This window comes from Yersinia sp. 2545 StPb PI, from assembly GCF_052217125.1.
GTDB classification, from domain to species: domain Bacteria; phylum Pseudomonadota; class Gammaproteobacteria; order Enterobacterales; family Enterobacteriaceae; genus Yersinia; species Yersinia enterocolitica_E.
This window is the reverse complement of record NZ_JAZGPY010000001.1, coordinates 565,873-587,667: the sequence shown is the minus strand read 5'-3', so window position 1 is coordinate 587,667 and position 21,795 is coordinate 565,873. Positions and strand designations below refer to the sequence as shown.

The window sequence follows — 21,795 nt, the reverse complement described above, 5'->3', positions numbered from 1 at the left end:
AACACACAGCGACAATGTCGTTTTTGCTTGCAGTCAATGTCGTTTCGCTTGCAATAGAAGTAGGAGAATACCCATGGCATCACCCAACATTCTGCTGTTACGCATCGATAACCGGTTAGTTCACGGTCAGGTCGGCGTGGCGTGGTCCTCATCTCTTGGGGCAAACCTGTTATTAGTTGCCGACGACGGTGTCGCGCAGGACAAACTCCAACAGCAAATTATGTCGATGACCGCCGAGTCCATGGGGTTAGGGATCCGTTTCTTCTCCATCCAGAAAACCATTGATGTTATTGGTAAAGCCTCTGCTGAACAGAAGATTTTTATCGTCTGTCGCACACCGGATGAAGCTCGCCGCTTGGTTGAGGGCGGGGTACCTATCCGCGACGTGAACGTCGGGAATATGCATTTTTCGGAAGGCAAACGTCCGCTAACCAAAAAAGTGTATGTCGATGATAACGATCTGGCCAACCTGCACGCAATTCAACAGCATAACGTAAATGTCTTTATTCAGGACACACCGAGTGACGGCAAAGATAAAGTCCAGTAAAAAGCCGCCGCATCAGGGTATAGCAATCTGAGAGTCTCGGACTTAATCCGATAATACCCTGCCCTACAACGCCTTTGGTGACGGAATTATTTATGCATGAAATAACAATGATGCAAGGTATTGGGCTGGCAATCATGGCACTGATTGTCGGGATCGATTTTTGGTTGGAAGCGTTGTATATCTTCCGCCCGCTAATCGTTTGTACCTTAACGGGTGCCATTCTCGGTGATATCCAAACGGGTTTGATTACCGGTGCATTGACCGAACTGGCCTTTACTGGCCTGACCCCGATTGGCGGTACCCAACCACCAAACCCAGTGTTGGCAGGTATTATGACGACCGTGATTGCCCACAGCACCGGTGTCGACGCGAAAACGGCCATCGGACTGGGCCTGCCCTTTAGCTTCTTAATGCAATACATCATTTTGTTCTATTACTCAGCATTTTCCTTCTTTATGCAGAAGGCTGACCGTTATGCAGAAGAAGCTGATGGCGCAGCTCTCGGGCGGCTGAACTTGTTGTTAACCGCCATTGTTGCTGTGACTTATGCCGCCGTGACATTCTTGTGCGCTTACGTTTCACAGGGCGCGATGCAAAGCCTGGTACGATCAATGCCAGTCTGGTTGACTCATGGCTTTGAGGTTGCCGGTGGTATCTTGCCTGCGGTTGGTTTCGGCTTACTGTTGAAAGTTATGATGAAAACCCCGTTCACCCCTTTCTTTATTATTGGTTTCCTGTTTGTCACCTTTATACCGGTACAGAATCTGTTGCCTGTTGCGCTACTGGGAACGGCTTTCGCTATCTACGAATATTACAACCAACAGAAAAAAGCCGCCCATGCTGCTGCCGCTCCTGAGGAGATGAATGATGGAATCTAATACCTTGCCAACAACGACAGATGCCAACACTGAACCAACCACCAAGTTGACGCGCCGGGATATCACCAAATTGGGTTTTCGGTCAGCACTGTTACAGTCCGGTTTTAACTACGAACGTATGCAGGCGACTGGTTTTGCTAGTGCACAAGCCCCGTTGCTGAAGAAGATTTATGGCAATGACAAAGCCGCTCTGTCTGCCGCCATGAAAGATAATCTGGAGTTTATTAATACCAACACCAATGCGGTTGGTTTCCTGATGGGGTTACTGATCTCTCTGGAGGAACGCCACGAAAGTCGAGACCTGATCAAAGGGTTGAAAGTGGCGTTGTTCGGGCCACTGGCGGGAATTGGTGATGCTATTTTCTGGTTCACTTTATTGCCGATTGTCGCGGGGGTTTGTGCCTCTTTTGCCAGTCAGGGCAGTATTTTGGGGCCAATCATCTTCTTCGTGGTTTATCTGGCGCTATTTTTACTGCGCGTGGTATGGACCCATCTGGGCTACACCTTGGGGGTAAGAGCCATCGATAAACTGCGTGCCAGTTCGGGGGCTATTTCCAGAGCAGCGACCATCCTTGGTGTGACAGTCGTTGGTGGGCTGATTGCTTCGTATGTCCATATTACCGTGGCGGCAAAAGTCGCGGTGACCGCGGGCCACGAGGTCTCTATTCAGGAAGCCTTCTTTGACAAAGTCTTCCCAAATCTGCTGCCCATGGTCTACACCTTGCTGATGTATTACCTGTTGCGCGCCAAGAAAGTCAGCCCGGTTACGCTCATTCTGGTGACTTTTGTATTGTCTATCGCACTGTCATGGCTCGGTGTGTTGTAGCACCTCAATCAGTCTCAATCTTTAATGCGCTGGCTAACGGCCAGCGCCCAAGGACCTTTTATGGTAAGCATTATCATCACCGGCCATGGGCGTTTTGCCAGTGGATTGTATAACGCGGTGGAACAAGTCATTGGCCCACAACCGCAAATCATTGCGGTCGACTTTCCGGTGGGTATGAGTACTCAACAGCTAGACCATGCGTTACAGCAGGCACTGGATACATTACCTGTTGAGCACGGTGTGGTGTTCTTCACCGACTTGCTCGGGGGCTCCCCATTTCGCAGTGCAGTCCAATTGAGTGTGCATCAACCTCAATTTGAAGTGATTACTGGTACCAATATGCAGATGCTGGCGGAAACAGTGCTAGACCGAGATGAAATCCCTACAGCCCGCGAATTGGTTCAACAGGCACTGGCGGCGGGAAAGCGGGGAATCGTTCATTTTGTCGTTGACAGTGAAACACCCAACAATGAGGAAAATGACGAGCCGGAGGGAATTTAATAATCCCATAATTCAAAATAGATCAGGGGGCTGAAACTCAAGCGACGGATTATCTTAAGACCCTGATGATCACCCGGTTGGCTTCAGACGCCAGATAATGGCGGCGCTAAATGGTTAACCATTTAGTTCGCGGATAAAATCAATAAACGCTTTGAGTGGTGAAGGGATAAGACGACGGTCGGGATAGTACAGATATGGGCCTGAAAACTGCTGCCACCAGGGGGTTAGAATTGCTTCAAGTTCGCCACGTTCAATCGCGGGTCGCAGCCACTCTTCAAATAGATAGATTATCCCACCGCCAGCAATCGCCGTTGCCACCGCAAGGTCAACGGCAGCACCAATGCTAACCATTAGCGGGCCATTTGGCTTAACTCGCACCACCTCGCCGTCTCGCTCAAACTCCCATTCAGGCACTATGCCGCTGGCATAACGGCCACGAATACAGAGGTGGTTAAGGAGTTCGCTCGGATGTTCCGGCCGACCATGTAGGTCGAGATACTCAGGAGCTGCGGCAACAGCAAAGCGCTGCTGACGTTTTCCTATCGGAAGCGCAATTACATCCTGCTCGAGACATTCATCATAGCGGATACCCGCATCGCAGCCATCACGGAATACGTCCTGCACGTTGCTTTCGGCCACCACTTCTAACTGAATGTCTGGATAACGTTTCAAAAAAGTAGGAACAATGGCAGGCAACACCAGCCGCGCAGCACTAACAGGGACATTTAGACGTAATGTGCCCGACGGGGTATCACGAAAGCGATTAACAATATCCAGTGCAGCATCAACTTCGCTCATCGCAGGCATTAACCGCTCCATCAGTGCTCTACCTACCTCAGTCAATGCCACCGTTCGAGTGGTTCGATGAAATAGCCGGACACCCAGTTGCTGTTCCACCCGCCGCACCGCATCGCTGAGATACGAAGGATTACTGCCTATCATGCGTGCAGCCTCACGAAATCCGCCCGCTTTTGCCACCGCGACCACCGCATGAAGCAGTGCAATATCAATTTGCATTGTCCGCCACTCCGTACAACTTGTCTTCATTTAGCCAGATAGTTGCACAGCTATAAGCCAGCTACAATCATTGCGTTACTTACTCAGGAGATATCCCATGTCACAACGTACTCTTACTTATCGACTTGGCGATCGGCAGATTAATCGCCTCGGCTATGGCGCGATGCAACTGGCTGGCCCAGGTGTATTTGGCCCACCCTCGAATGAATCTCAGGCGATTCAGGTGTTGCGCGACGCCATCAAATCAGGGGTCCAACATATTGATACCAGTGATTTTTATGGGCCGCATATTACTAACCAATTAATTAAACGAGCCCTCCATCCTTATCCTAATGATCTGTGTATTGTTACCAAGGTGGGCGCACTACGCGATAAGACGGGGAACTGGCTACCGGCATTCAGCGCCGATGAACTCACCCGCGCGGTCGAAGATAATCTACGTCACCTTGGGCTTGATGTGTTGGAAGTCGTGAATTTGCGTAGCATGTTTGCTGTCCACCAACCGGCAGAAGGTTCCTTGGCCGCCCCCCTTGAGACACTGGTCAAACTGCAAGCGCGAGGGCTGATTCGCCATATTGGATTGAGTAACGTGACAGCAAAACAGGTCGCCGATGCCCAAAAAATCACCCCCATTGTCTGCGTACAGAACTTGTATAATCTGGCAAATCGCAATGACGACCTACTTGTCGACGAGCTTGCTGCACAGAATATCGCCTGGGTTCCTTTTTTCCCGCTCGGTGGCTTCACACCATTGCAGTCGACACAACTCAGTGAAGTCGCACAGTCACTGGGGGCCACGCCAATGCAGGTTGCGCTTGCCTGGCTGCTGCAACGCTCTCCAAATATCATGCTCATCCCTGGCACGTCATCACCGCAACATTTACAGGAGAACCTGGCCAGTGCTGAATTGATACTCTCCGCTGAGGTGGTGGAAAAGCTAAATAGCATTGGCTAACATTGCTAACGGTCTAATTATTTTCGCACTCTCTAATTTTGCGCGTACTGCTTTGACGCCTTGAACTTAAGATTTTACCGCGATTAAGGCAGTATTGAGCTGCTGCACAGCCTGCTGCGGAGTCTGCTCTGGATGGATAAAAAAGGAGTTCAGTACGTGGAAGAAGATCTCTTTGGTTTGTGCATCTGTCGCCATCGAATGCGCCATACTCGGCAGCAATTTACCCGAGGCCTCCGCCTGACGGAACGCCTTGCCTGACTGCTGCGCGCAGGAGTCAAAATCCTGCAAAGAAACATCCATTCGGGCGGGGATCGAGCCTTTTAGTTTATTAAACGTAACCTGAAACTGCTTATCCATCAGTACATCAGCCAAATGGCGCTGGCCCGATACCACGACTGGATTACCGTTTTGCTGCAAAATAGCAAAGCTGTCCGTGTTATAAATAAAATAGCCCTGAGTACCGGGAGCCAGCGCACACAAAAACGCTTGGCCGGGATTATCACCATCCTGCATCATCTCGCCTTTGGCCCAGTCGCCCATAATCATCATGGCAGCTTTACCACTGCGCAGCATTTCTACCGACTCATGCCACGGACGATTGGCGGCATCGGGGTCGATATAACCTTTAAGCTTGCGAAACTTTTCCAGCACTCGCACCATCTTCTCGCTGGTGATGGCACTACTGCGCTGTTCCATAAACACCTGGCGGTAGAATTCCCCGCCTTCCATGCCTAACAGCAGATTCTCAAACACCGTGGCGTCCTGCCATGCCTGCCCGCCATGTGCCAATGGAATGTACCCGGCAGCTTGTAACTTATCGGCTACGGCAAAAAACTCATCCCATGTGGTAGGTACGGCTAATTTCAATTTGGCGAAAGGTTTCGGGTTAATCCACATCCAATTGATACGATGTATGTTTACCGGTACGGCAACATACTCACCACGATATTTAATGTTGGCTTTGATGGCGAGAGGCAAAGCCTGATCCCACTCAACGGTTTGCTCCGGCGTATAAGGGCTAGAGAGAAAACCCAGTCTGGCCCACTCCTCAATAGCCTTACCTTCTAGTAACGCCGCCCCGGGAGGGTTACCGGCAATAGCACGCGTTTGCAATACACTGTATGCACTCTCTCCTGCACCACCAGCAACAGCAAAATCTTGCCAGTTATCCCCTTTTTCGGCCAGCGCCTGTTTTACCGATAACAGTGCCGCCTGCTCACTGGATGAAGTCCAATAATGCAGGACTTCAACGTTAACGGCAGTGGCATTGGTCGCGACCAACAGCAGAAAAATAAGAGATAGTGTCTTTAACATGCGTATTAGACTCAGTTATAGCGTTGTAAACGGACTTCAACTATCAGCCCACTGGCGGGATGATTACGTAATGTCACTTCACCACCATGTGCTCTGGCAATGCTACGTGAGATAGCAAGCCCCAACCCACTGCCACGGTTATCCTGTTGCAAACGATAGTAAGGCTTAAATACTTTCTCCCACTGCTCCTCGAGAATTCCGGGGCCAAAATCACGGATAAACAGCATGATGTAATCTCGGTGATCTGACAGGATTATTTCTACTCGCTGCCCATAGTTCAGCCCATTCTCCACGATGTTATTAAGTAGGCGCTTAATCGCCAGAGGGCGGCCAAAGATCGGGCTGGCTTTACCGGAAACAGTAACATTGAGATAGGCGTCCATCGTTTGCCTTAGCAAATTCATGATATCTATGGACTCCATATTTTCATGTAAATCAGTATCCTTCATACTTTGCAGTGCGCCTTTGACCATCATTTCCAAGTCAGCGACATCCCGTTCAAATTTTTTCCCCAAAGTCTCATCTTCTAGCATTTCTACCCGCAACCGTAGGCGGGTTAGCGGGGTTTTCAAGTCATGACTGATAGCGGTAAATAGCATTTCACGATTATGCAGGTAAGCGCGCAGACGGCTTTGCATTTGATTGAAAGAACGGGTCGCGGTAACCAATTCTGCACTGCCTTCCTCTGGCAATGGTTCACTGTCCAGTGAACTATTGAGTTCAAGTGCGCCATGGGCTAGCCGTGCTAATGGTTTCAGTTCACGCCGAATCAGCCACCAGGTAAAAAGTAAAACCAGAAGCAAACTACACAGGGTAAAGCCGACCTGACGCAGGCTAAACAACGGGCTTTCTAACTGATCATAAGGCGGTGGCAGTGGTGCTGCCAGAAACAGCCATTCATTGGAATTCAGTTGTAACTGAATGACTAATACTGGCGCATCTTTATGGGATGTAGTGATACCAAAACGTACCCAGGCAGGGGGGAGATTATCAACCAGAACTCCAGCGTTAAAAACTTTCAGTTGATCTGCGGGTGTCAGGGAGATAATCGCCGCCTGCCGTTCCCCTAATTGTGTTCGCAGTTCTTGTTTTGCCTGCGAGACCACGGTTCTGGCGGCCTGACTGTTCAGCAATTGCACTTCATCCAATACATGGTTATTGATCGAAATAAAAAACTGCGAGCCACCTAACGCCAATTGTTGTTGCAACACTAAATGGCGATAGTTATACGGCAGAGATGACATAAAGTTGTAGCTAGTCAGCATCCCTTGCACCAGCCCTTTGATAGTACTTTCCAGACTGGCCTGATTGCGCAGACTAAACTGACGGTACCAAATTGAACCAGAGATACTTTCTGCCAGCAGCAGGGCAATCACCAGCATGCACAGCATGCGGCTCAAAAGTGAACGCGGCCAGAGTGGCCGGAACATATCCTGTAGCCAACGGACATAACGGCCCGAATCAATATTCACGGGTAACATCACAACACAGCATGTAACCCTGATTACGCAGGGTACGCAGTAGTAAGCGCTGGCTATCTTGTAGACGCTGACGTAAGCGGCTGATTTGCACATCAATCCCCCGCTCCAAAGGGTTATTTTCCCGTCGGCGGGTTATCTCAGAGATTTGATCCCGGTCGAGGATCTGATTGGGATGACGTAAAAATAACGAGAGCAACGTAAATTCAATCCCCGACAACGGCTCACTCTGCTTTTGCGGATCAATAAGCTCCCGCCGGACTAAATCCAGTTTCCAGCCGTTAAAACACAAAAATCGTGCCTCAATGCCAGGGCTTTGCACAATTTGATTACGGCGTAATAACGCCTTAACTCGCGCCAGCAACTCGCGGGCACTGAACGGTTTAGCCAGATAATCATCTGCGCCTAGCTCTAACCCAATCACTTTGTCACTTTCATCAGATGCCGCCGTCAACATGATGATCGGCACTGCCGATACTTGCCGTGCTTTGCGGCAAAGGGTGAAGCCGTCATCACCAGGCAACATGACATCCAAAATGACTAAATCCACGGACTCCTGCTTCAATGTTGTCAGCAAATGTTCGCCATCAGGTAGCGAAAGCACACGAAAATTCGCTTTAGTGAAGTATTCCGTCAGCAAGCTGCGGATCTCTTCATCATCATCAATCACGAGCAAAGTATGAGGGGACATAATGGCGCTGACCTGAGTAAACGAGTGTCGCTAAAAGACAAGCAGTGTACCGCTATAACTTGGTACGCAGCTATATGCTACCAGGTATTAACTTCGTTCTGAGAGCTGCCTCAAAACTGTTGTTCTGCTGTTTCTGTCATATGAAATCCAATGCGGGGAGCTTCGCACATTTACAGCTTAAAAGGTTTAAATAGAGGGTTTTGTTGCTTATTTAGCAATAGTGTTGTGCATTATTGTCCATTTTTCTCTCGCGTAAAAACCATTAGCATACTCAGCATTCCGGGTAGGCCGCTGTTTTGGGTTATTAGCCCCCCGTTTCACAAGGATTATATCAATGAGTAATGTATTAATTATTAACGCCATGAAAGCGTTTGCGCACTCCAAAGGGGCGCTTAACCTCACGCTCACGAATGTCGCTGCCGACTTTCTACGTGAAAACGGCCATCAGGTGAAAATCACCACGGTTGATGAAGGCTATGATATTGAAAGTGAAATTGAAAAATATCTGTGGGCCGATACCGTTATTTATCAAATGCCCGGTTGGTGGATGGGTGAACCGTGGATTCTGAAAAAATATATTGATGACGTCTTTACCGCAGGTCACGGCAAACTGTATGCCAGTGATGGCCGTACCCGTTCTGATGCCACTAAAGGTTATGGTTCTGGCGGTTTGATTCAGGGTAAAACCTACATGCTGTCAGTCACCTGGAACGCACCACTTGCAGCGTTCAATGACCCGAAACAGTTCTTCCATGGGGTGGGCGTTGACGGTGTTTATCTGCATTTCCATAAAGCGAACCAATTCCTTGGAATGGAACCTCTGCCAACATTTATGTGTAATGATGTGATTAAACAACCAGACATTGAAGGTGACATCAGCCGTTACCGTCAGCATTTAGCCGAAAACTTTAACTATCAGGCCGTTTGATTTCCTATCAGAGATAAATAGAGGCAGTAATGATTACCGTTTTTGCAGAAATCAAAGTCAAACCAAGGCGCCGTCAGGCAGTATTACAGGCAATTGAGAAGCTTATTCCGGCGGTACTGGCCGAGGAAGGTTGTGGCGGTTATGTGCCGATGGTTGACGTTCCCACCCAGCTTGACTGGCAAAAGAACTCGCCGGACTCTATTTTCATGCTGGAGAAGTGGCAAAGTGTGCATCATCTGGAGTTACATTTGCAGATGGAGCATATGCATCAACACCGTGAAGTGATTAAGGATGATGTGTTGGATGTGAACATTCACATTTTATCTTAGCCTTCTTACTTGAAGCTGCAGCGGTGTTAGCCGCTCTCACTCACCCGAATCACTTACTTGAGTAAGCTCATCGGGATTCATTCGTTTGCTGCCTTGCTGCAACTCCAATTACTTTGGCTAATACCCTTCTGGCTTGAAGCTGCAGCGGTGTTAGCCGCTCTCACTCACCCGAATCACTTACTTGAGTAAGCTCATCGGGATTCATTCGTTTGCTGCCTTGCTGCAACTCCAATTACTTTGGCTAATACCCTTCTGGCTTGAAGCTGCAGCGGTGTTAGCCGCTCTCACTCACCCGAATCACTTACTTGAGTAAGCTCATCGGGATTCATTCGTTTGCTGCCTTGCTGCAACTCCAATTACTTTGGCTAATACCCTTCTGGCTTGAAGTTGCAACGGTGTTAGCCGCTAATATCTGAGCCAATGGCTCCCCTGCAACTGAATCTGCTCACTCACATAATCGAGAAAACAGGTAATCCGCGCGGCAAGTTGTGTATTGCGATAATACACCGCATTGATCGGTTGCCAGGTTTCCAGAGTTTGATCCGCCATAACTTCAACCAAATGCCCCGCCAGTTGATCTTTACGCGTCATAAAATCAGAGAGTTCGACGATCCCTTCACCCTGTAAAGCCAATAAACGTAGCGTTTCGCCGCTGGAAGCCGCTAAATTCGGGATAATCGACGAATGCCCGCCTGGCAAATGAGGTAGCGACCATTGATTAAGGAATTCAGGCTGAGTGAAACCGAGCAGACTGTGATTTGCGAGGTCATCAATAGTGTGCGGGGTACCGTGACATTGCAGATAGTCGGGGCTGGCAAGAATACGCACCCGGCTGGCACCCAGCAAACGTGCATGAATAGTGGAGTCGCGCAAAGCACCAATGCGGATCGCGATATCAGTACGTTGCTCTAACAGATCGATATTAAGATCGTCGGTATTCAGTTCAAGAATGATTTGCGGATATAAGGCGCGAAAGCCGCTGATCATCGGCACGATAACGTGCTGCATAAAGGGGGCTGCTGCATTCACTCGCAACCGACCAGCAGGCTTCAACCGCCGCAGAGCAATCTGTTCCTCAGCATCATCCACCGCGCCAAGAATCTGGCGTGCATGGCTGAGAAACAGCTCGCCCTCTTCGGTCAATTCCAACCGACGGGTGGTGCGGCGTAGCAAAGTGGTCGCTAGCTTTTGCTCCAATCGGCTCAATGCACGGCTGATACCCGATGTGGTCTGGCTACGTTGCTCTGCCGCCGCGGTAATCGAGCCGCAGTCAACTACCGAGGTAAATGCCTGCAACTCTTCTAACGTCACTTTCATCTATTAAACCCTGCCATCGATCAAACTTCGATTTCAGCGGTATCCCCTTTCTCTTGCAGCCAATTGCGCCGATCTTCGGAACGCTTTTTCGCTAACAACATGTCCATCATTGCTAGCGTTTTATCAATATCATCATCACCAATGGTCAATTGCACCAGACGGCGAGTATTCGGATCGAGGGTCGTTTCACGTAACTGCAACGGGTTCATTTCACCCAACCCTTTAAAGCGCTGAACGTTGGGTTTACCGCGTTTACGCTTCAGTTGTTCCAGAACACCGGTTTTCTCTTCTTCATCCAAGGCATAAAACACTTCTTTGCCTAAATCGATGCGATACAGTGGCGGCATCGCCACATAAACGTGACCGTTGCGCACCAACGCCCGGAAGTGACGCACAAACAGGGCGCACAGCAGGGTGGCAATATGCAAACCATCGGAGTCCGCATCCGCCAGGATACAAACTTTACCGTAACGCAGTTGGCTCAAATCTTCGCTGTCTGGATCGATACCAATGGCTACCGAGATATCGTGTACTTCCTGCGAGGCCAGCACTTCATCTGACGAAACTTCCCAGGTATTTAGGATCTTGCCTTTCAGCGGCATGATCGCCTGATATTCACGATCACGTGCCTGTTTAGCCGAACCACCGGCGGAATCCCCTTCCACCAAGAATAATTCGGTCATGCTCAGATCCTGCGAAGTACAATCCGCCAATTTACCGGGCAATGCCGGGCCGCTGGTCAGCTTCTTACGCACCACTTTTTTTGCCGCACGCATACGGCGCTGAGCACTGGAAATGGCCAATTCAGCCAGTTGTTCTGCCGCTTGTATATTCTGATTCAACCATAGGCTGAAGGCATCTTTTACCACACCGGACACAAAAGCAGCACACTGACGTGAGGAGAGCCGCTCTTTCGTCTGGCCGGCAAATTGTGGGTCCTGCATTTTTACTGACAACACATAAGCACAGCGTTCCCAGATATCATCGGCCGAAAGTTTGACACCACGGGGCAAAATATTGCGGTATTCGCAGAAATCGCGCATGGCATCCAGCAAACCCTGACGCAAACCGTTGACGTGAGTTCCGCCCTGCATGGTGGGGATCAGGTTGACGTAGCTTTCTGTCAACAGTTCACCGCCTTCTGGCAACCACAACAGCGCCCAATCAATCGCTTCAGTATCACCGGCAAAAGAGCCGACAAACGGTGCTTCTGGCAGGGTAATCAAGCCATCAACCGCTTCCATCAGATAATCGGTCAGGCCATCGGCATAGCACCAACGCTGCTCGGTATTATTCACCAGATCTTTAAAGACGATTTCTACGCCGGGGCACAACACGGCTTTCGCTTTCAGCAAATGGGATAAACGCGAAACCGAGAAACGTGGGCTATCGAAGAATGAGACATCCGGCCAGAAATGCACGCTGGTACCGGTATTGCGCTTACCGCATGTCCCGATAACTTGTAGTTCCTGCACTTTATCGCCATTTTCAAAGGCGATACTGTAGATTTGGCTATCACGGCGCACCGTGACCTCTACTCGCTTGGATAAAGCATTCACAACTGAAATGCCTACACCGTGCAAACCACCAGAGAACTGATAGTTTTTATTCGAGAATTTGCCGCCTGCGTGTAACCGACACATAATCAGTTCAACGGCGGGAACACCTTCTTCTGGATGGATATCAACAGGCATGCCACGGCCATCATCAGTCACTTCCAGCGATTGATCGGCGTGCAGAATAACGTCAATACGCCGGGCATGGCCCGCCAGCGCCTCATCGACGCTGTTATCAATCACCTCTTGACCAAGGTGGTTTGGCCGCGTGGTATCCGTATACATGCCCGGACGACGACGCACTGGTTCTAAACCGCTGAGTACTTCAATGGCATCAGCGTTATAGCTGGATTCAGTCATGGTTGATTAATATTCGGCTAATGGTTGGAAGGCTGGCGGTGACATGCCTGGTGGGCCATCTCGGCCCCAGTGCAATACCCACTGTAGTAACGATACCCAACGGTAGTAATACCAAAATTGTAGTAATACCAAACCTACTGTATCGGTGGCACATATACGGCCTGTTATCAGGCAGTCGCTAGCCCTAAAAAAGTTACAATCGGGGAGAAATAGTGATCAAAGCCAACAAAGGCATGATTTCCACCTGATTCTACTGTTTGCCGGCAAGGGGTGTAATAAGCAACCGCTTGACGGTAATCGAGGATCTCATCCCCGGTTTGTTGCAATAACCAGAGTAAATCTGGGGATTCCAACTTTTCAATTTGCATGACCTTCAGGTCGTAAATATGTCGAGACTCTAACACATATTGTTGACCTGTGTAGGGGTTCTCATTCTCGCCCAGATAATCACTGAGCAGCTCAAAAGGCCGCACTGCCGGGTTAACAACCACCGCAGGAATGCTGAAACGCTGGGAAAGCCAGGTAGCAAAATAGCCGCCCAAGGAAGAACCAACAATACCAATAGATTGCCCCGCTTTATCCATCACAATGTTTTCCAACATTTCTGCTGCTTGTGCCGGATACGGCGGTAATTGCGGTGTCAGCATCTCAATATGAGGATGGTGCTGCTGCAACCAACTTTTAAAGGTGGTTGCTTTGGGCGAACTGGGGGAGCTATTAAAGCCGTGAATATAAAGAAGCGTACTCATCAATAACCATCCGAGTCCATGTCCGGGCAGAACTCATCACTGGCTAACCGACGAACCTCAGTTTCAAGTATTCCATCAGGCAGTAAGTCGAGGTAGCGCCATCCCGGGGCCACAGTATCAAGCGTAAAATTAGTACAGTGCGGTTTGAACTGCACACAAGTAGAAGGGCTGGCCAGCAGCCGTTTACCATACCAATCGAGATCCAAATCTTGATGGATATGGCCACACAATAAGGTGGTAACACGCGGATAACGAACCAGCACTGCCGCCAACATATGCGCATTACGCAGACTGTGTTGGTCAAGCCAAGTGCAGCCGGATGGCATTGGGTGATGATGCAATAAAATCAGCGTATAGCGTTCTGGGTAAGCCACCAGACAACGCTCCATCCACTCCAACTGATAATCGCTCAGTTCACCATAAGGAACACCGAATACCTGACTGTCCAATAACAGAATTTGCCAGTTATCACCAACCAGAACCTGCTTCGAAGGCGCAATGCCTGAATCCGCCAGTGCATCTACCATCGCCGGTTGAAAATCGTGATTACCGGGTAGCCATACGCAAGGCGCCGGCAAACGGGAAATACCCTTCGCAAAATTTTGATAGGCAGCAACCGAATGGTCCTGCGCCAAATCACCGGTTGCAACAATCAGATCAAATGGATGTTGCTCAGCAATAATCGCATCCAACACAGCGCGATAACTGCGGGACGTATTCACACCCAGCAAGGTCTCATGTTCACCTGCGAAGAGGTGGGTATCTGTTATTTGTAAAATTCTGACTTTGGCCCCACTCGCCATAGGCAGTTTAAACAGGCTTTCCAAATGGTGTCCTTGTTTTTGCACCCTTCCCAACCAGAATTATCACGATTCTTCACTCTCTGTAGGCAAGGTTATAAGTCTGTCTAACAAACCGGAACTGCCACCGCTCCATGCGCCAAACAATAGCGCAACCAGTCAGCAAGAAACTGGTTAATTTGATGCTTTTCGTCCCGCTGATGCAACTTTTTATTCGGATAATCATAACTTGCTTTGAAGCGGTAGATCTGCTGACTGGCACACACTTCCGCGACCTGTGCATCATGATAAAGCCGCACCACCATCGATGGCAGGCTCCAGTGACTCACCGCAGGCTCGGTTTGCACAATCTCTACTACCGAAGTGTAGCGGGTTGACTCAATAATTGTCAGCCTATAACTGCCGCCATTAACCTGATAAGCCACGTTTTCGCCCACTTCATCGACGCGAGGTATCAAACGACGCAATTGTGCGAAGTTAGTTTCACATATCCGCATCATCTCAGGGAAATCAGGTGTATAGCGCTTACTCATTATTTTTTCTCTTTATGACTGCCATTCTGCTCTCAGCGATTGATGGTGCAACGCCAACCATTGTAATGCAATGATTGAGGCTGCGTTATCAATAGCACCTTCTTCAACCCAACGACAAGCTTGTTCACGACTAACAACATGCACTCGAATATCTTCATTTTCGTCGGCCAAGCCATGAATGCCCTTCGCCGTTGTCGCATCAACTTCGCCCACCATAATAGACAAACGTTCGCTGGTGCCCCCGGGGCTGGCTAAATAGCTGAGCACCGGCTTACAGCGGCCAATGTCAATTCCGGCTTCCTCCTGCGCCTCGCGACGGGCGACCGCCTCAACGGTTTCACCCTCTTCAATCATTCCGGCTACCATTTCTAATAACCAAGGTGACGGGCTACTGTCAATGGCGGCAATCCGTAATTGCTCAACCAATACCACTTCATCACGCACCGGATCATAGGGTAACAACACCGCAGCATGGCCACGCTCGAAAATTTCACGCTTAACTTCACCACTCATTTCACCGTTAAACAGGCGGTGGCGGAATCGGTATAAATTCAGTGAAAAAAAACCACTGTAAAGTGTTTCACGTGCAATAATTTCCACATCATTCTTGTCAAAGGTCACCGGTGAAGATTGTACTGACGTCATTAACTGTTCTCCTTACTTAAGTATCCAAGCTTAATTGTGATTTTTGATGACAGCCAAACTACACAGGCTATACCCTAAATAATTAGAGTTGCAGGAAGGCGGCAATTGAGCGACAAATTGGTTGTAAACCATTTTGCACAGCGCCTGCGCTGGCCCGTAGGGTGAGGCTCATAATCCCCCATAAGCTTACATAAGTAAGTGACTGGGGTTAACGAAAGCAGCTAACGCACATGCAGCTTGCAGTATGACGGGTATACAGGATTTTAAAATAGCAGGCATAGAGTTAGCCGATAGAAATGATTTTGATAAAGATTATTTGACCAAGATAGCTCGATACAGATGAGTTGTCTGAATACTCATTTAGCTTTGTGATAGATTTAAGTAAATTAAGGCGAGATGGCACAATCAGCCACCTTATCCCATTGGCAGACTCTGATAGAATCGGCAACAATATCGTCTATCGACAGCTACCATAGTAAAATTGCCGCACAAATGCTGCACAACAAGGACTGCAAATGAAGAAACTGCTCCCCCTTCTTATCGGGCTGAGTCTGGCTGGTTTCAGTACCATGAGCCAGGCAGAGAACTTGCTGCAAGTTTATAAGCAAGCCAGGGATAGTAACCCGGATTTACGCAAATCGGCTGCTGACCGCGATGCTGCATATGAAAAAATTAATCAAGCTCGCAGCCCGCTGTTACCACAGCTCGGTTTGGGTGCAGGTTACAGCCATACTAATGGTTTCCGTGATGCATCCGATAGCCCGGATAGCAACGCGACATCAGGCTCCCTGCAACTGACTCAAACTATTTTTGATATGTCTAAATGGCGCGCCCTGACCTTACAGGAAAAGGCGGCGGGTATTCAGGATGTCACATTCCAGACCGACGAACAGGCACTGATCCTGAACACAGCAACAGCCTATTTCAACGTACTCAGAGCAATTGATAGCCTGTCTTACACCGAAGCACAGAAGCAATCGGTCTATCGCCAGTTGGACCAAACGACCCAGCGGTTTAATGTAGGTTTAGTCGCAATTACCGATGTGCAAAACGCCCGTGCCAGCTACGATACCGTGTTAGCAGCAGAAGTGACTGCCCGTAACAATTTGGATAACGCGTTGGAAAACCTGCGCCAGATCACCGGTGTTTATTATCCTGAATTGGCATCACTGAATGTGAGTCGCTTGAAGACTGAGCGCCCACAAGCAGTTACTAACTTATTGAAAGAAGCTGAAAAACGTAACCTTGCCTTGCTTTCTGCCCGTTTGAGCCAAGATTTGGCTCGTGAGCAAATTAAGTCAGCAGAAACCGGTTATATGCCGACGGTCGATTTGACCGCCTCATCTTCTGTAACCAATACACGTTACAGTGGGGGGTCACCAACCAGCCAGCAAGTGAATAATGATGCTGGGCAAAACCAAATTGGTGTGCAACTGAGTTTGCCACTGTATAGCGGCGGGGCCACCAATTCTGCGGTGAAACAAGCACAGTACAATTTCGTCGGTGCCAGTGAACAGCTAGAAAGTGCGCACCGTAGTGTGGTGCAAACTGTACGCTCCTCATTCAATAATATTTCAGCCTCCATCAGTAGTATCAAGGCTTATGAGCAGGTGGTCATTTCCAACCAAAGTTCATTAGATGCCATGGAAGCCGGATACCAGGTGGGTACCCGTACTATTCTGGATGTATTGACTGCAACGACTAACTTGTATCAATCCAAACAGCAATTAGCTGACGCGCGTTATAACTATCTGATTAATCAGTTAAACATCCAATCCGCGTTGGGGACATTGAATATGGACGATCTGATGCAACTGAATGGCGTATTGGACAAGCCAGTGCCAACTTCAGCCACCAGTCTCGCACCGGACAATGCCAACCAGAATGCTTATGCTGATGGCGAAAGTGCTCAATCAGCACCGCGTGCTACTTCTGTAAGCCAACCAGCTACCGCAGCACCAGCAGCGGCGCGTAGTGGCAATCCATTCCGTAACTGATTTTTACGGACTCGGACTCTCCGGGTGCAGCATCAGGCTGTGCCCGGTTTCTATGCCCTACGTCTTCGCTGCCAAGCACTTTTTGCCAATGAAAAAAGCGAAGCTACTCGCAGCATTTCGTATAGCTTTGTAAAGTCTGCCGCTGGCAAGCCCCCACGCTTTAATTTCGTACATCTTTCCCCTATTCTAGAGCGTACTTACTGGGAAAGGGCACAAAAGCCCTGAAATGAGATAAATAATGATGAAACGGACTCAAAACATCAATCAAGAGACTTTCCGTAAATCCTGGCGCAATTACCGTCTTGCGCCCGTAGCTTTAGCTGTCAGTGCTGTATTTATGCTGGCTGGCTGTGAAAAAACCGATGAAACCGTCTCTTTGTATCAAAATGCTGATGATTGCTCTCAGGCGAATCCGTCCAAGAGCGCGGAATGTACCACCGCTTACAACACGGCATTACAAGAAGCGGCTAAAACTGCACCAAAATATGCGACCCGCGAAGACTGTGTGGCAGAGTTTGGTGAATCTCAGTGTACTCAGGCTCCTGCTCAAGCTGGCATGGTACCAACATCTTCATCATCTTCTGGCGAAACCACGGCGGCCGCACCACAACAAAGTGGCAGTATGTGGATGCCATTAATGGCCGGTTATATGATGGGCCGGATGATGGGCGGTGGTGCAAGCCAGCCACTATTCACATCGAAAGCGCCAAATAGCCCAGCGAATGGCAAGTTTGTTGATGCGACAGGTAAAAACTTTGGTTCAGCCACCACTGGCCGCACCATGAACGTGCCAAGAACCGCCATGGCACCCAAGCCTGCGGTAACCAACACTATCACTCGTGGTGGCTTTGGTGAGTCCGTGGCTAAGCAGTCTTCTATGCAACGTAGTGCCGCGACATCATCTAAAACCAGCACACGCAGCATGGGTGGTTAAGGTCTGATTAATGAAACGTTTAGCGATTAGCGAACGCCCAGACTGGCGCGAGAAAGCCACTGAATTCGGTTTCCGTTTCCACACCATGTATGGCGAGCCGTACTGGTGTGAGGATGCGTATTACGAATTCACACTGGCACAGATTGAAGAGCTGGAAGAAACTACCGCAGAATTGCATCAGATGTGTCTGCAAGTGGTTGAGAAAGTGGTGAATAGCGATCAACTGATGGCAAAATTCCGCATTCCAAAACACTGCTGGGATTTTGTTCGCAGCTCATGGAAAACTCATCAGCCATCGCTCTATTCTCGCCTTGATCTGGCCTATGACGGCATCAATCCAGCAAAACTGCTGGAAAACAATGCGGACACCCCAACGTCATTGTATGAAGCCGCCTTTTTCCAATGGTTATGGTTGGAAGATCAGATCAACGCAGGCAATTTGAGTCAGGATTCTGATCAATACAACAGCATGCAAGAGAAGTTGATTGAGCGCTTTGTCGACCTGCGTGATAACCATGGTTTTAGCTTACTGCATCTGGCCTGCTGTCAGGACAGTGAAGAAGATCGTGGCACGGTGCAATATTTGCAAGATTGCGCGCTGGAAGCAGGTCTGCCAACTGAATTCATGTTTATGGAAGAGATCGGCTTAGGAGAGAAAGGCCAATTTACTGACCTGGATAATCAGGTTATCAGTAATTTGTTCAAACTCTATCCGTGGGAGTTTATGTTCCGCGAAATGTTTTCAACCAAGTTGGAAGATGCTGGTGTGCGCTGGCTGGAACCCGCCTGGAAAAGCATTATCTCCAATAAAGCCTTGCTGCCGTTGCTGTGGGAGATGTTCCCAAATCACCCTAACCTATTGCCTGCTTATTTCGCCGAAGATGACCATCCAAAGATGGATCATTATGTCACCAAGCCGCTGTTCTCACGAGAAGGTGCCAATATCCAGATTGTGGAAAACGGCAAAGAAGTTGCCCGAGTTGATGGGCCATATGGTGAAGAAGGCATGATTGTGCAGCAATTTCATCCGCTGCCTAAGTTCGGCGATAGCTATACCCTGATAGGTAGCTGGCTAGTGAATGATCAACCCTGTGGCATTGGTTTGCGTGAAGACAGAGAACTGATTACCCAAGATCTGTCGCGTTTTTACCCGCATATTATTTTGGGCTAAGGCTGCGCATAACTTAAGGGAAAGCACTCGCTTTCCCTCAGACTGCTGACAAGGTCAAATGAAGGGGAAACACTCCGTTGGGGCTACTTTTAGTTTCAAATACAAGTGTGTAAACCGCCTGAACGCCCGTAGGAGTTGTCACCCCCTGGCTCGCTGACTTTATCAGTTCAAACCTTTCTTTTTATAACGTCGAACTATCCAATTCTTACCGACAACATACTGAGCGATCCCATCTCAATCCCATCAGTGGGAATCGAAATCGGCTCGACGCCGTCCCAGCTCCCCAACACATACAAAAGTGGTAGATAATGCTCTGGTGACGGATTAGATAGCGCAGCCCCTTCATGTTGCATAAAGTTCACTAAAGGATGGTTATCACCTTGATAGTTAAGGTTGTCTCGCACAAATTGATTGAAAGATTCAGCCCAAGGATAAGGACTGCTATCACCCTGCCATCTAACCATACGCAAGTTATGCACGACGTTTCCGCTGGCGACAATCATCACGCCCTGCTCCCGCAGCACTGCCAGCTTGCGACCTAACTCATAGTGATAAGCCGCCGGTTGCGTACCATCAATACTCAATTGCACCACCGGAATATCAGCCTCAGGGTACATTTTAATCAATACCCCCCAGCTACCGTGGTCCAATCCCCATTCACTGGTATCAGCCCGCACAACGATAGGTGCCAATAATTGCTGAACTTGTGCTGCCAGATCCGGTGAACCCGGCGCTGGATATTCGGTATCAAATAACGCCTGAGGGAATCCACCAAAATCATGGATAGTCCGAGGTTGCTCCATTGCCGTCACTGCGGTACCACGGGTATACCAGTGGGCGGAGACGGCCAGAATCGCCTTAGGACGCGGTAAAGTCTCACCCAACGTACGCCATGCCTGAGTGTGACTGTTTTCTTCCAGCACGTTCATCGGGCTACCGTGGCCGAGAAACAGTGCAGGCATACGAGAGCTGTTCATAAGAAATCCTTACTGTTAAGAGAGAAAATGGCGCTTGAAATCATAAGAAATACATTACGCGCTTTTTTTTCATTGCACAGCCAGATAACAGTGATGAAGATATTCAATAAAATTGAATGGGGAAAGTCAGAGAAGGGTTAACTTAGGGGTCAAGACATGATAGGAAATAACCGGGCCGCACTCTATTCAGGAAAATAGAGGCAACCCGGTGTTTAAACCAACACCATCAGCAGGCAATATCCATTGATATCGCCACTCTATTAGCTGGCTTTTCTTGCCTGAGACTGGAGGTAATCAGCCAGGTCATCAATTGTCACTACCGGCATATCATGCAATTTAGCGAACTCAATAACCTCTGGCGCATGGGCCATGCTGCCATCGTCATTAGTCAGTTCACACAACACACCTGCTGGCTTGTAGCCCGCCAGTGTTGCCAAATCGATAGAGGCTTCGGTATGACCACGACGCGATAATACGCCGCCTACCTGACCACGCAGCGGGAATACATGGCCCGGGCGGTTAAGATCAGCAGGTTTAGCGTTGTCAGCAATGGCCGCACGAATAGTCGTCAAACGGTCAGCCGCAGAAACGCCGGTCGTAACACCTTTAGCCGCTTCAATTGTCACGGTAAATGCCGTCTGGAACTGGCTGGAGTTATTGGTCACCATCATCGGCAAATCAAGCTGCTGGCGGCGTTCGTCAGTGATACACAGACACACAATGCCACTACCGTGGCGGATGGTCAGTGCCATTTGTTCAACAGTCATTGCTTCAGCTGCAAAAACGATATCACCTTCGTTTTCTCGGCTTTCGTCGTCTAACACCATAACGCCACGGCCGTTACGCAGCGCGTCGACAGCACGTTCTACACGCTCAACAGGCGTGCCAAAATCTGATAGAAGGGTCTGATTCATGGTAAGAAACCTCATTAAAATTATGGATTACCAGAATCAGGGCGGTCTTGAGGAGTAAAAGGCCACTCTTTCATATATAACATTGCTTCATATATAAATAGAAATAGCCGAAATAACGCAAGCGAGCTATAAGCCCGGCAGATACCGTTACTCTCTCCCATCCGGACTATAACCGTCGGCCCCGGAATCACACCGGGTCTGCTGACCTCTACCTTGCCCTCTTTAACAAGAGAAACAACGTGAGCGCTCGCGGGCTTTTGCACCACGACACAGATATGCCGCACCACAATTTACCGCCGGTGGGGACTTGCACCCCGCCCTGAGAATAAGCCCTATGACTATAGCGCTATTGATTCGTCTGGGCAATTACCAAAATGT

At 49.1% G+C, this 21,795-nt stretch carries 22 protein-coding genes and 1 riboswitch; of the genes, 10 read left to right on the top strand and 12 right to left on the bottom strand.

Annotated features, from left to right (window positions below):
• The first annotated feature begins 73 nt into the window (after positions 1-73).
• The 4 genes from agaB (at position 74) to agaF (ending at position 2,752) form a co-directional block, all read left to right on the top strand.
• Positions 74-547 carry a PTS galactosamine transporter subunit IIB gene (gene agaB / locus V1955_RS02580; protein ID WP_004390117.1) on the top strand — a complete coding sequence of 158 codons (474 nt, stop codon included), beginning with the start codon at positions 74-76 and terminating at the stop codon, positions 545-547.
• A gap of 92 nt (positions 548-639) precedes the next feature.
• Positions 640-1,425, top strand: coding sequence for a PTS galactosamine transporter subunit IIC (gene agaC, locus V1955_RS02575; protein WP_083162397.1), 786 nt, complete (start codon positions 640-642; stop codon positions 1,423-1,425).
• A complete protein-coding gene (gene agaD / locus V1955_RS02570) occupies positions 1,415-2,251 on the top strand; it encodes a PTS galactosamine transporter subunit IID (RefSeq protein ID WP_420072780.1) in 837 nt (278 codons plus the stop codon). The genes agaC and agaD overlap by 11 nt, the downstream gene beginning before the upstream one ends.
• 60 nt (positions 2,252-2,311) lie before the next feature.
• A complete protein-coding gene (gene agaF / locus V1955_RS02565; RefSeq protein WP_083162393.1) occupies positions 2,312-2,752 on the top strand; it encodes a PTS galactosamine/N-acetylgalactosamine transporter subunit IIA in 441 nt (146 codons plus the stop codon).
• 114 nt (positions 2,753-2,866) lie between these two features.
• On the opposite strand, the gene V1955_RS02560 is transcribed toward agaF, so the two are convergent.
• Positions 2,867-3,769 carry a LysR family transcriptional regulator gene (locus tag V1955_RS02560; protein ID WP_083162392.1) on the bottom strand — a complete coding sequence of 301 codons (903 nt, stop codon included), beginning with the start codon at positions 3,767-3,769 and terminating at the stop codon, positions 2,867-2,869.
• 97 nt (positions 3,770-3,866) lie between these two features.
• On the opposite strand from V1955_RS02560, the gene V1955_RS02555 reads away from it, so the two are divergent.
• Positions 3,867-4,724, top strand: a complete 858-nt coding sequence (locus V1955_RS02555) for an aldo/keto reductase family oxidoreductase (RefSeq protein WP_372569675.1) — start codon at positions 3,867-3,869, stop codon at positions 4,722-4,724.
• A gap of 66 nt (positions 4,725-4,790) precedes the next feature.
• On the opposite strand, the gene V1955_RS02550 is transcribed toward V1955_RS02555, so the two are convergent.
• From V1955_RS02550 to V1955_RS02540, 3 genes are read right to left on the bottom strand one after another with little or no spacing between them, the layout of a single operon-like run.
• A complete protein-coding gene (locus V1955_RS02550) occupies positions 4,791-6,038 on the bottom strand; it encodes an ABC transporter substrate-binding protein (protein ID WP_083162390.1) in 1,248 nt (415 codons plus the stop codon).
• A gap of 11 nt (positions 6,039-6,049) precedes the next feature.
• The gene (locus V1955_RS02545; protein ID WP_227746580.1) at positions 6,050-7,519 is read right to left on the bottom strand and encodes an ATP-binding protein; all 1,470 of its coding nucleotides are present in this window, start codon (positions 7,517-7,519) and stop codon (positions 6,050-6,052) included.
• Positions 7,500-8,207 carry a response regulator gene (locus V1955_RS02540; protein ID WP_442820475.1) on the bottom strand — a complete coding sequence of 236 codons (708 nt, stop codon included), beginning with the start codon at positions 8,205-8,207 and terminating at the stop codon, positions 7,500-7,502. The genes V1955_RS02545 and V1955_RS02540 overlap by 20 nt, the downstream gene beginning before the upstream one ends.
• Before the next feature lie 334 nt (positions 8,208-8,541).
• Between V1955_RS02540 and V1955_RS02535 the strand changes: the two genes are divergently transcribed.
• Positions 8,542-9,135 (top strand): NAD(P)H-dependent oxidoreductase, encoded by a 594-nt coding sequence (locus tag V1955_RS02535; protein WP_083162389.1) that lies wholly within the window; start codon positions 8,542-8,544, stop codon positions 9,133-9,135.
• 29 nt (positions 9,136-9,164) lie between these two features.
• Entirely contained in the window at positions 9,165-9,464 is a 300-nt protein-coding gene (locus V1955_RS02530) for a putative quinol monooxygenase (RefSeq protein ID WP_442820474.1), read from the top strand.
• Positions 9,465-9,869: 405 nt separating this feature from the next.
• On the opposite strand, the gene V1955_RS02525 is transcribed toward V1955_RS02530, so the two are convergent.
• The 6 genes from V1955_RS02525 to nudF form a co-directional block, all read right to left on the bottom strand.
• Positions 9,870-10,781: a LysR family transcriptional regulator gene (locus V1955_RS02525; protein ID WP_083162387.1), complete on the bottom strand. Its 912-nt coding sequence runs from the start codon at positions 10,779-10,781 to the stop codon at positions 9,870-9,872.
• 20 nt (positions 10,782-10,801) lie between these two features.
• Complete coding sequence (parE, locus tag V1955_RS02520; RefSeq protein ID WP_083162386.1) at positions 10,802-12,697, bottom strand: DNA topoisomerase IV subunit B; 1,896 nt, start codon at positions 12,695-12,697, stop codon at positions 10,802-10,804.
• 167 nt (positions 12,698-12,864) lie between these two features.
• Positions 12,865-13,446 (bottom strand): esterase YqiA, encoded by a 582-nt coding sequence (gene yqiA, locus V1955_RS02515; protein ID WP_442820473.1) that lies wholly within the window; start codon positions 13,444-13,446, stop codon positions 12,865-12,867.
• Complete coding sequence (gene cpdA, locus V1955_RS02510) at positions 13,446-14,273, bottom strand: 3',5'-cyclic-AMP phosphodiesterase (protein ID WP_083162384.1); 828 nt, start codon at positions 14,271-14,273, stop codon at positions 13,446-13,448. The genes yqiA and cpdA overlap by 1 nt, the downstream gene beginning before the upstream one ends.
• An 80-nt stretch (positions 14,274-14,353) precedes the next feature.
• Positions 14,354-14,779, bottom strand: a complete 426-nt coding sequence (locus tag V1955_RS02505; protein WP_050086674.1) for a DUF1249 family protein — start codon at positions 14,777-14,779, stop codon at positions 14,354-14,356.
• Positions 14,780-14,791: 12 nt separating this feature from the next.
• Positions 14,792-15,424, bottom strand: a complete 633-nt coding sequence (gene nudF / locus V1955_RS02500; protein ID WP_083162382.1) for an ADP-ribose diphosphatase — start codon at positions 15,422-15,424, stop codon at positions 14,792-14,794.
• A 515-nt stretch (positions 15,425-15,939) separates the two neighbouring features.
• Here nudF and tolC point away from each other — a divergent pair.
• The 3 genes from tolC to V1955_RS02485 all read left to right on the top strand — a co-directional run bounded on the left by tolC (position 15,940) and on the right by V1955_RS02485 (position 19,526).
• Positions 15,940-17,421, top strand: coding sequence for an outer membrane channel protein TolC (gene tolC / locus V1955_RS02495; protein ID WP_083162381.1), 1,482 nt, complete (start codon positions 15,940-15,942; stop codon positions 17,419-17,421).
• 241 nt (positions 17,422-17,662) lie between these two features.
• The gene (locus V1955_RS02490; protein ID WP_083164047.1) at positions 17,663-18,355 is read left to right on the top strand and encodes a DUF1190 family protein; all 693 of its coding nucleotides are present in this window, start codon (positions 17,663-17,665) and stop codon (positions 18,353-18,355) included.
• A gap of 10 nt (positions 18,356-18,365) precedes the next feature.
• A complete protein-coding gene (locus tag V1955_RS02485; protein WP_083162380.1) occupies positions 18,366-19,526 on the top strand; it encodes a glutathionylspermidine synthase family protein in 1,161 nt (386 codons plus the stop codon).
• A gap of 194 nt (positions 19,527-19,720) precedes the next feature.
• Here V1955_RS02485 and ygiD read toward each other — a convergent pair whose 3' ends face one another.
• Together ygiD and ribB are read right to left on the bottom strand one after the other, a co-directional pair.
• Complete coding sequence (gene ygiD, locus V1955_RS02480; RefSeq protein WP_083162379.1) at positions 19,721-20,503, bottom strand: 4,5-DOPA dioxygenase extradiol; 783 nt, start codon at positions 20,501-20,503, stop codon at positions 19,721-19,723.
• 260 nt (positions 20,504-20,763) lie between these two features.
• On the bottom strand, positions 20,764-21,417 hold the full coding sequence (gene ribB, locus V1955_RS02475) for a 3,4-dihydroxy-2-butanone-4-phosphate synthase (RefSeq protein ID WP_083162378.1): 654 nt from the start codon (positions 21,415-21,417) through the stop codon (positions 20,764-20,766).
• Positions 21,418-21,562: 145 nt separating this feature from the next.
• A riboswitch (FMN riboswitch) is annotated at positions 21,563-21,748 on the bottom strand.
• Between the last annotated feature and the right edge of the window lie 47 nt (positions 21,749-21,795).

What these genes read in the sequence shown, in the direction of transcription:
- agaC (WP_083162397.1), top strand. Translation starts at nt 640, where the DNA reads ATGCATGAAATAACAATGATGCAAGGTATTGGGCTGGCAATCATGGCA.
- V1955_RS02540 (WP_442820475.1), bottom strand. Translation starts at nt 8,207, where the DNA reads ATGTCCCCTCATACTTTGCTCGTGATTGATGATGATGAAGAGATCCGC.
- ribB (WP_083162378.1), bottom strand. Translation starts at nt 21,417, where the DNA reads ATGAATCAGACCCTTCTATCAGATTTTGGCACGCCTGTTGAGCGTGTA.
- V1955_RS02525 (WP_083162387.1), bottom strand. Translation starts at nt 10,781, where the DNA reads ATGAAAGTGACGTTAGAAGAGTTGCAGGCATTTACCTCGGTAGTTGAC.
- agaB (WP_004390117.1), top strand. Translation starts at nt 74, where the DNA reads ATGGCATCACCCAACATTCTGCTGTTACGCATCGATAACCGGTTAGTT.
- agaF (WP_083162393.1), top strand. Translation starts at nt 2,312, where the DNA reads ATGGTAAGCATTATCATCACCGGCCATGGGCGTTTTGCCAGTGGATTG.
- yqiA (WP_442820473.1), bottom strand. Translation starts at nt 13,446, where the DNA reads ATGAGTACGCTTCTTTATATTCACGGCTTTAATAGCTCCCCCAGTTCG.
- V1955_RS02485 (WP_083162380.1), top strand. Translation starts at nt 18,366, where the DNA reads ATGAAACGTTTAGCGATTAGCGAACGCCCAGACTGGCGCGAGAAAGCC.
- V1955_RS02550 (WP_083162390.1), bottom strand. Translation starts at nt 6,038, where the DNA reads ATGTTAAAGACACTATCTCTTATTTTTCTGCTGTTGGTCGCGACCAAT.
- V1955_RS02560 (WP_083162392.1), bottom strand. Translation starts at nt 3,769, where the DNA reads ATGCAAATTGATATTGCACTGCTTCATGCGGTGGTCGCGGTGGCAAAA.
- tolC (WP_083162381.1), top strand. Translation starts at nt 15,940, where the DNA reads ATGAAGAAACTGCTCCCCCTTCTTATCGGGCTGAGTCTGGCTGGTTTC.
- V1955_RS02535 (WP_083162389.1), top strand. Translation starts at nt 8,542, where the DNA reads ATGAGTAATGTATTAATTATTAACGCCATGAAAGCGTTTGCGCACTCC.
- V1955_RS02505 (WP_050086674.1), bottom strand. Translation starts at nt 14,779, where the DNA reads ATGAGTAAGCGCTATACACCTGATTTCCCTGAGATGATGCGGATATGT.
- V1955_RS02555 (WP_372569675.1), top strand. Translation starts at nt 3,867, where the DNA reads ATGTCACAACGTACTCTTACTTATCGACTTGGCGATCGGCAGATTAAT.
- nudF (WP_083162382.1), bottom strand. Translation starts at nt 15,424, where the DNA reads ATGACGTCAGTACAATCTTCACCGGTGACCTTTGACAAGAATGATGTG.
- parE (WP_083162386.1), bottom strand. Translation starts at nt 12,697, where the DNA reads ATGACTGAATCCAGCTATAACGCTGATGCCATTGAAGTACTCAGCGGT.
- agaD (WP_420072780.1), top strand. Translation starts at nt 1,415, where the DNA reads ATGGAATCTAATACCTTGCCAACAACGACAGATGCCAACACTGAACCA.
- V1955_RS02490 (WP_083164047.1), top strand. Translation starts at nt 17,663, where the DNA reads ATGAAACGGACTCAAAACATCAATCAAGAGACTTTCCGTAAATCCTGG.
- V1955_RS02545 (WP_227746580.1), bottom strand. Translation starts at nt 7,519, where the DNA reads ATGTTACCCGTGAATATTGATTCGGGCCGTTATGTCCGTTGGCTACAG.
- V1955_RS02530 (WP_442820474.1), top strand. Translation starts at nt 9,165, where the DNA reads ATGATTACCGTTTTTGCAGAAATCAAAGTCAAACCAAGGCGCCGTCAG.
- ygiD (WP_083162379.1), bottom strand. Translation starts at nt 20,503, where the DNA reads ATGAACAGCTCTCGTATGCCTGCACTGTTTCTCGGCCACGGTAGCCCG.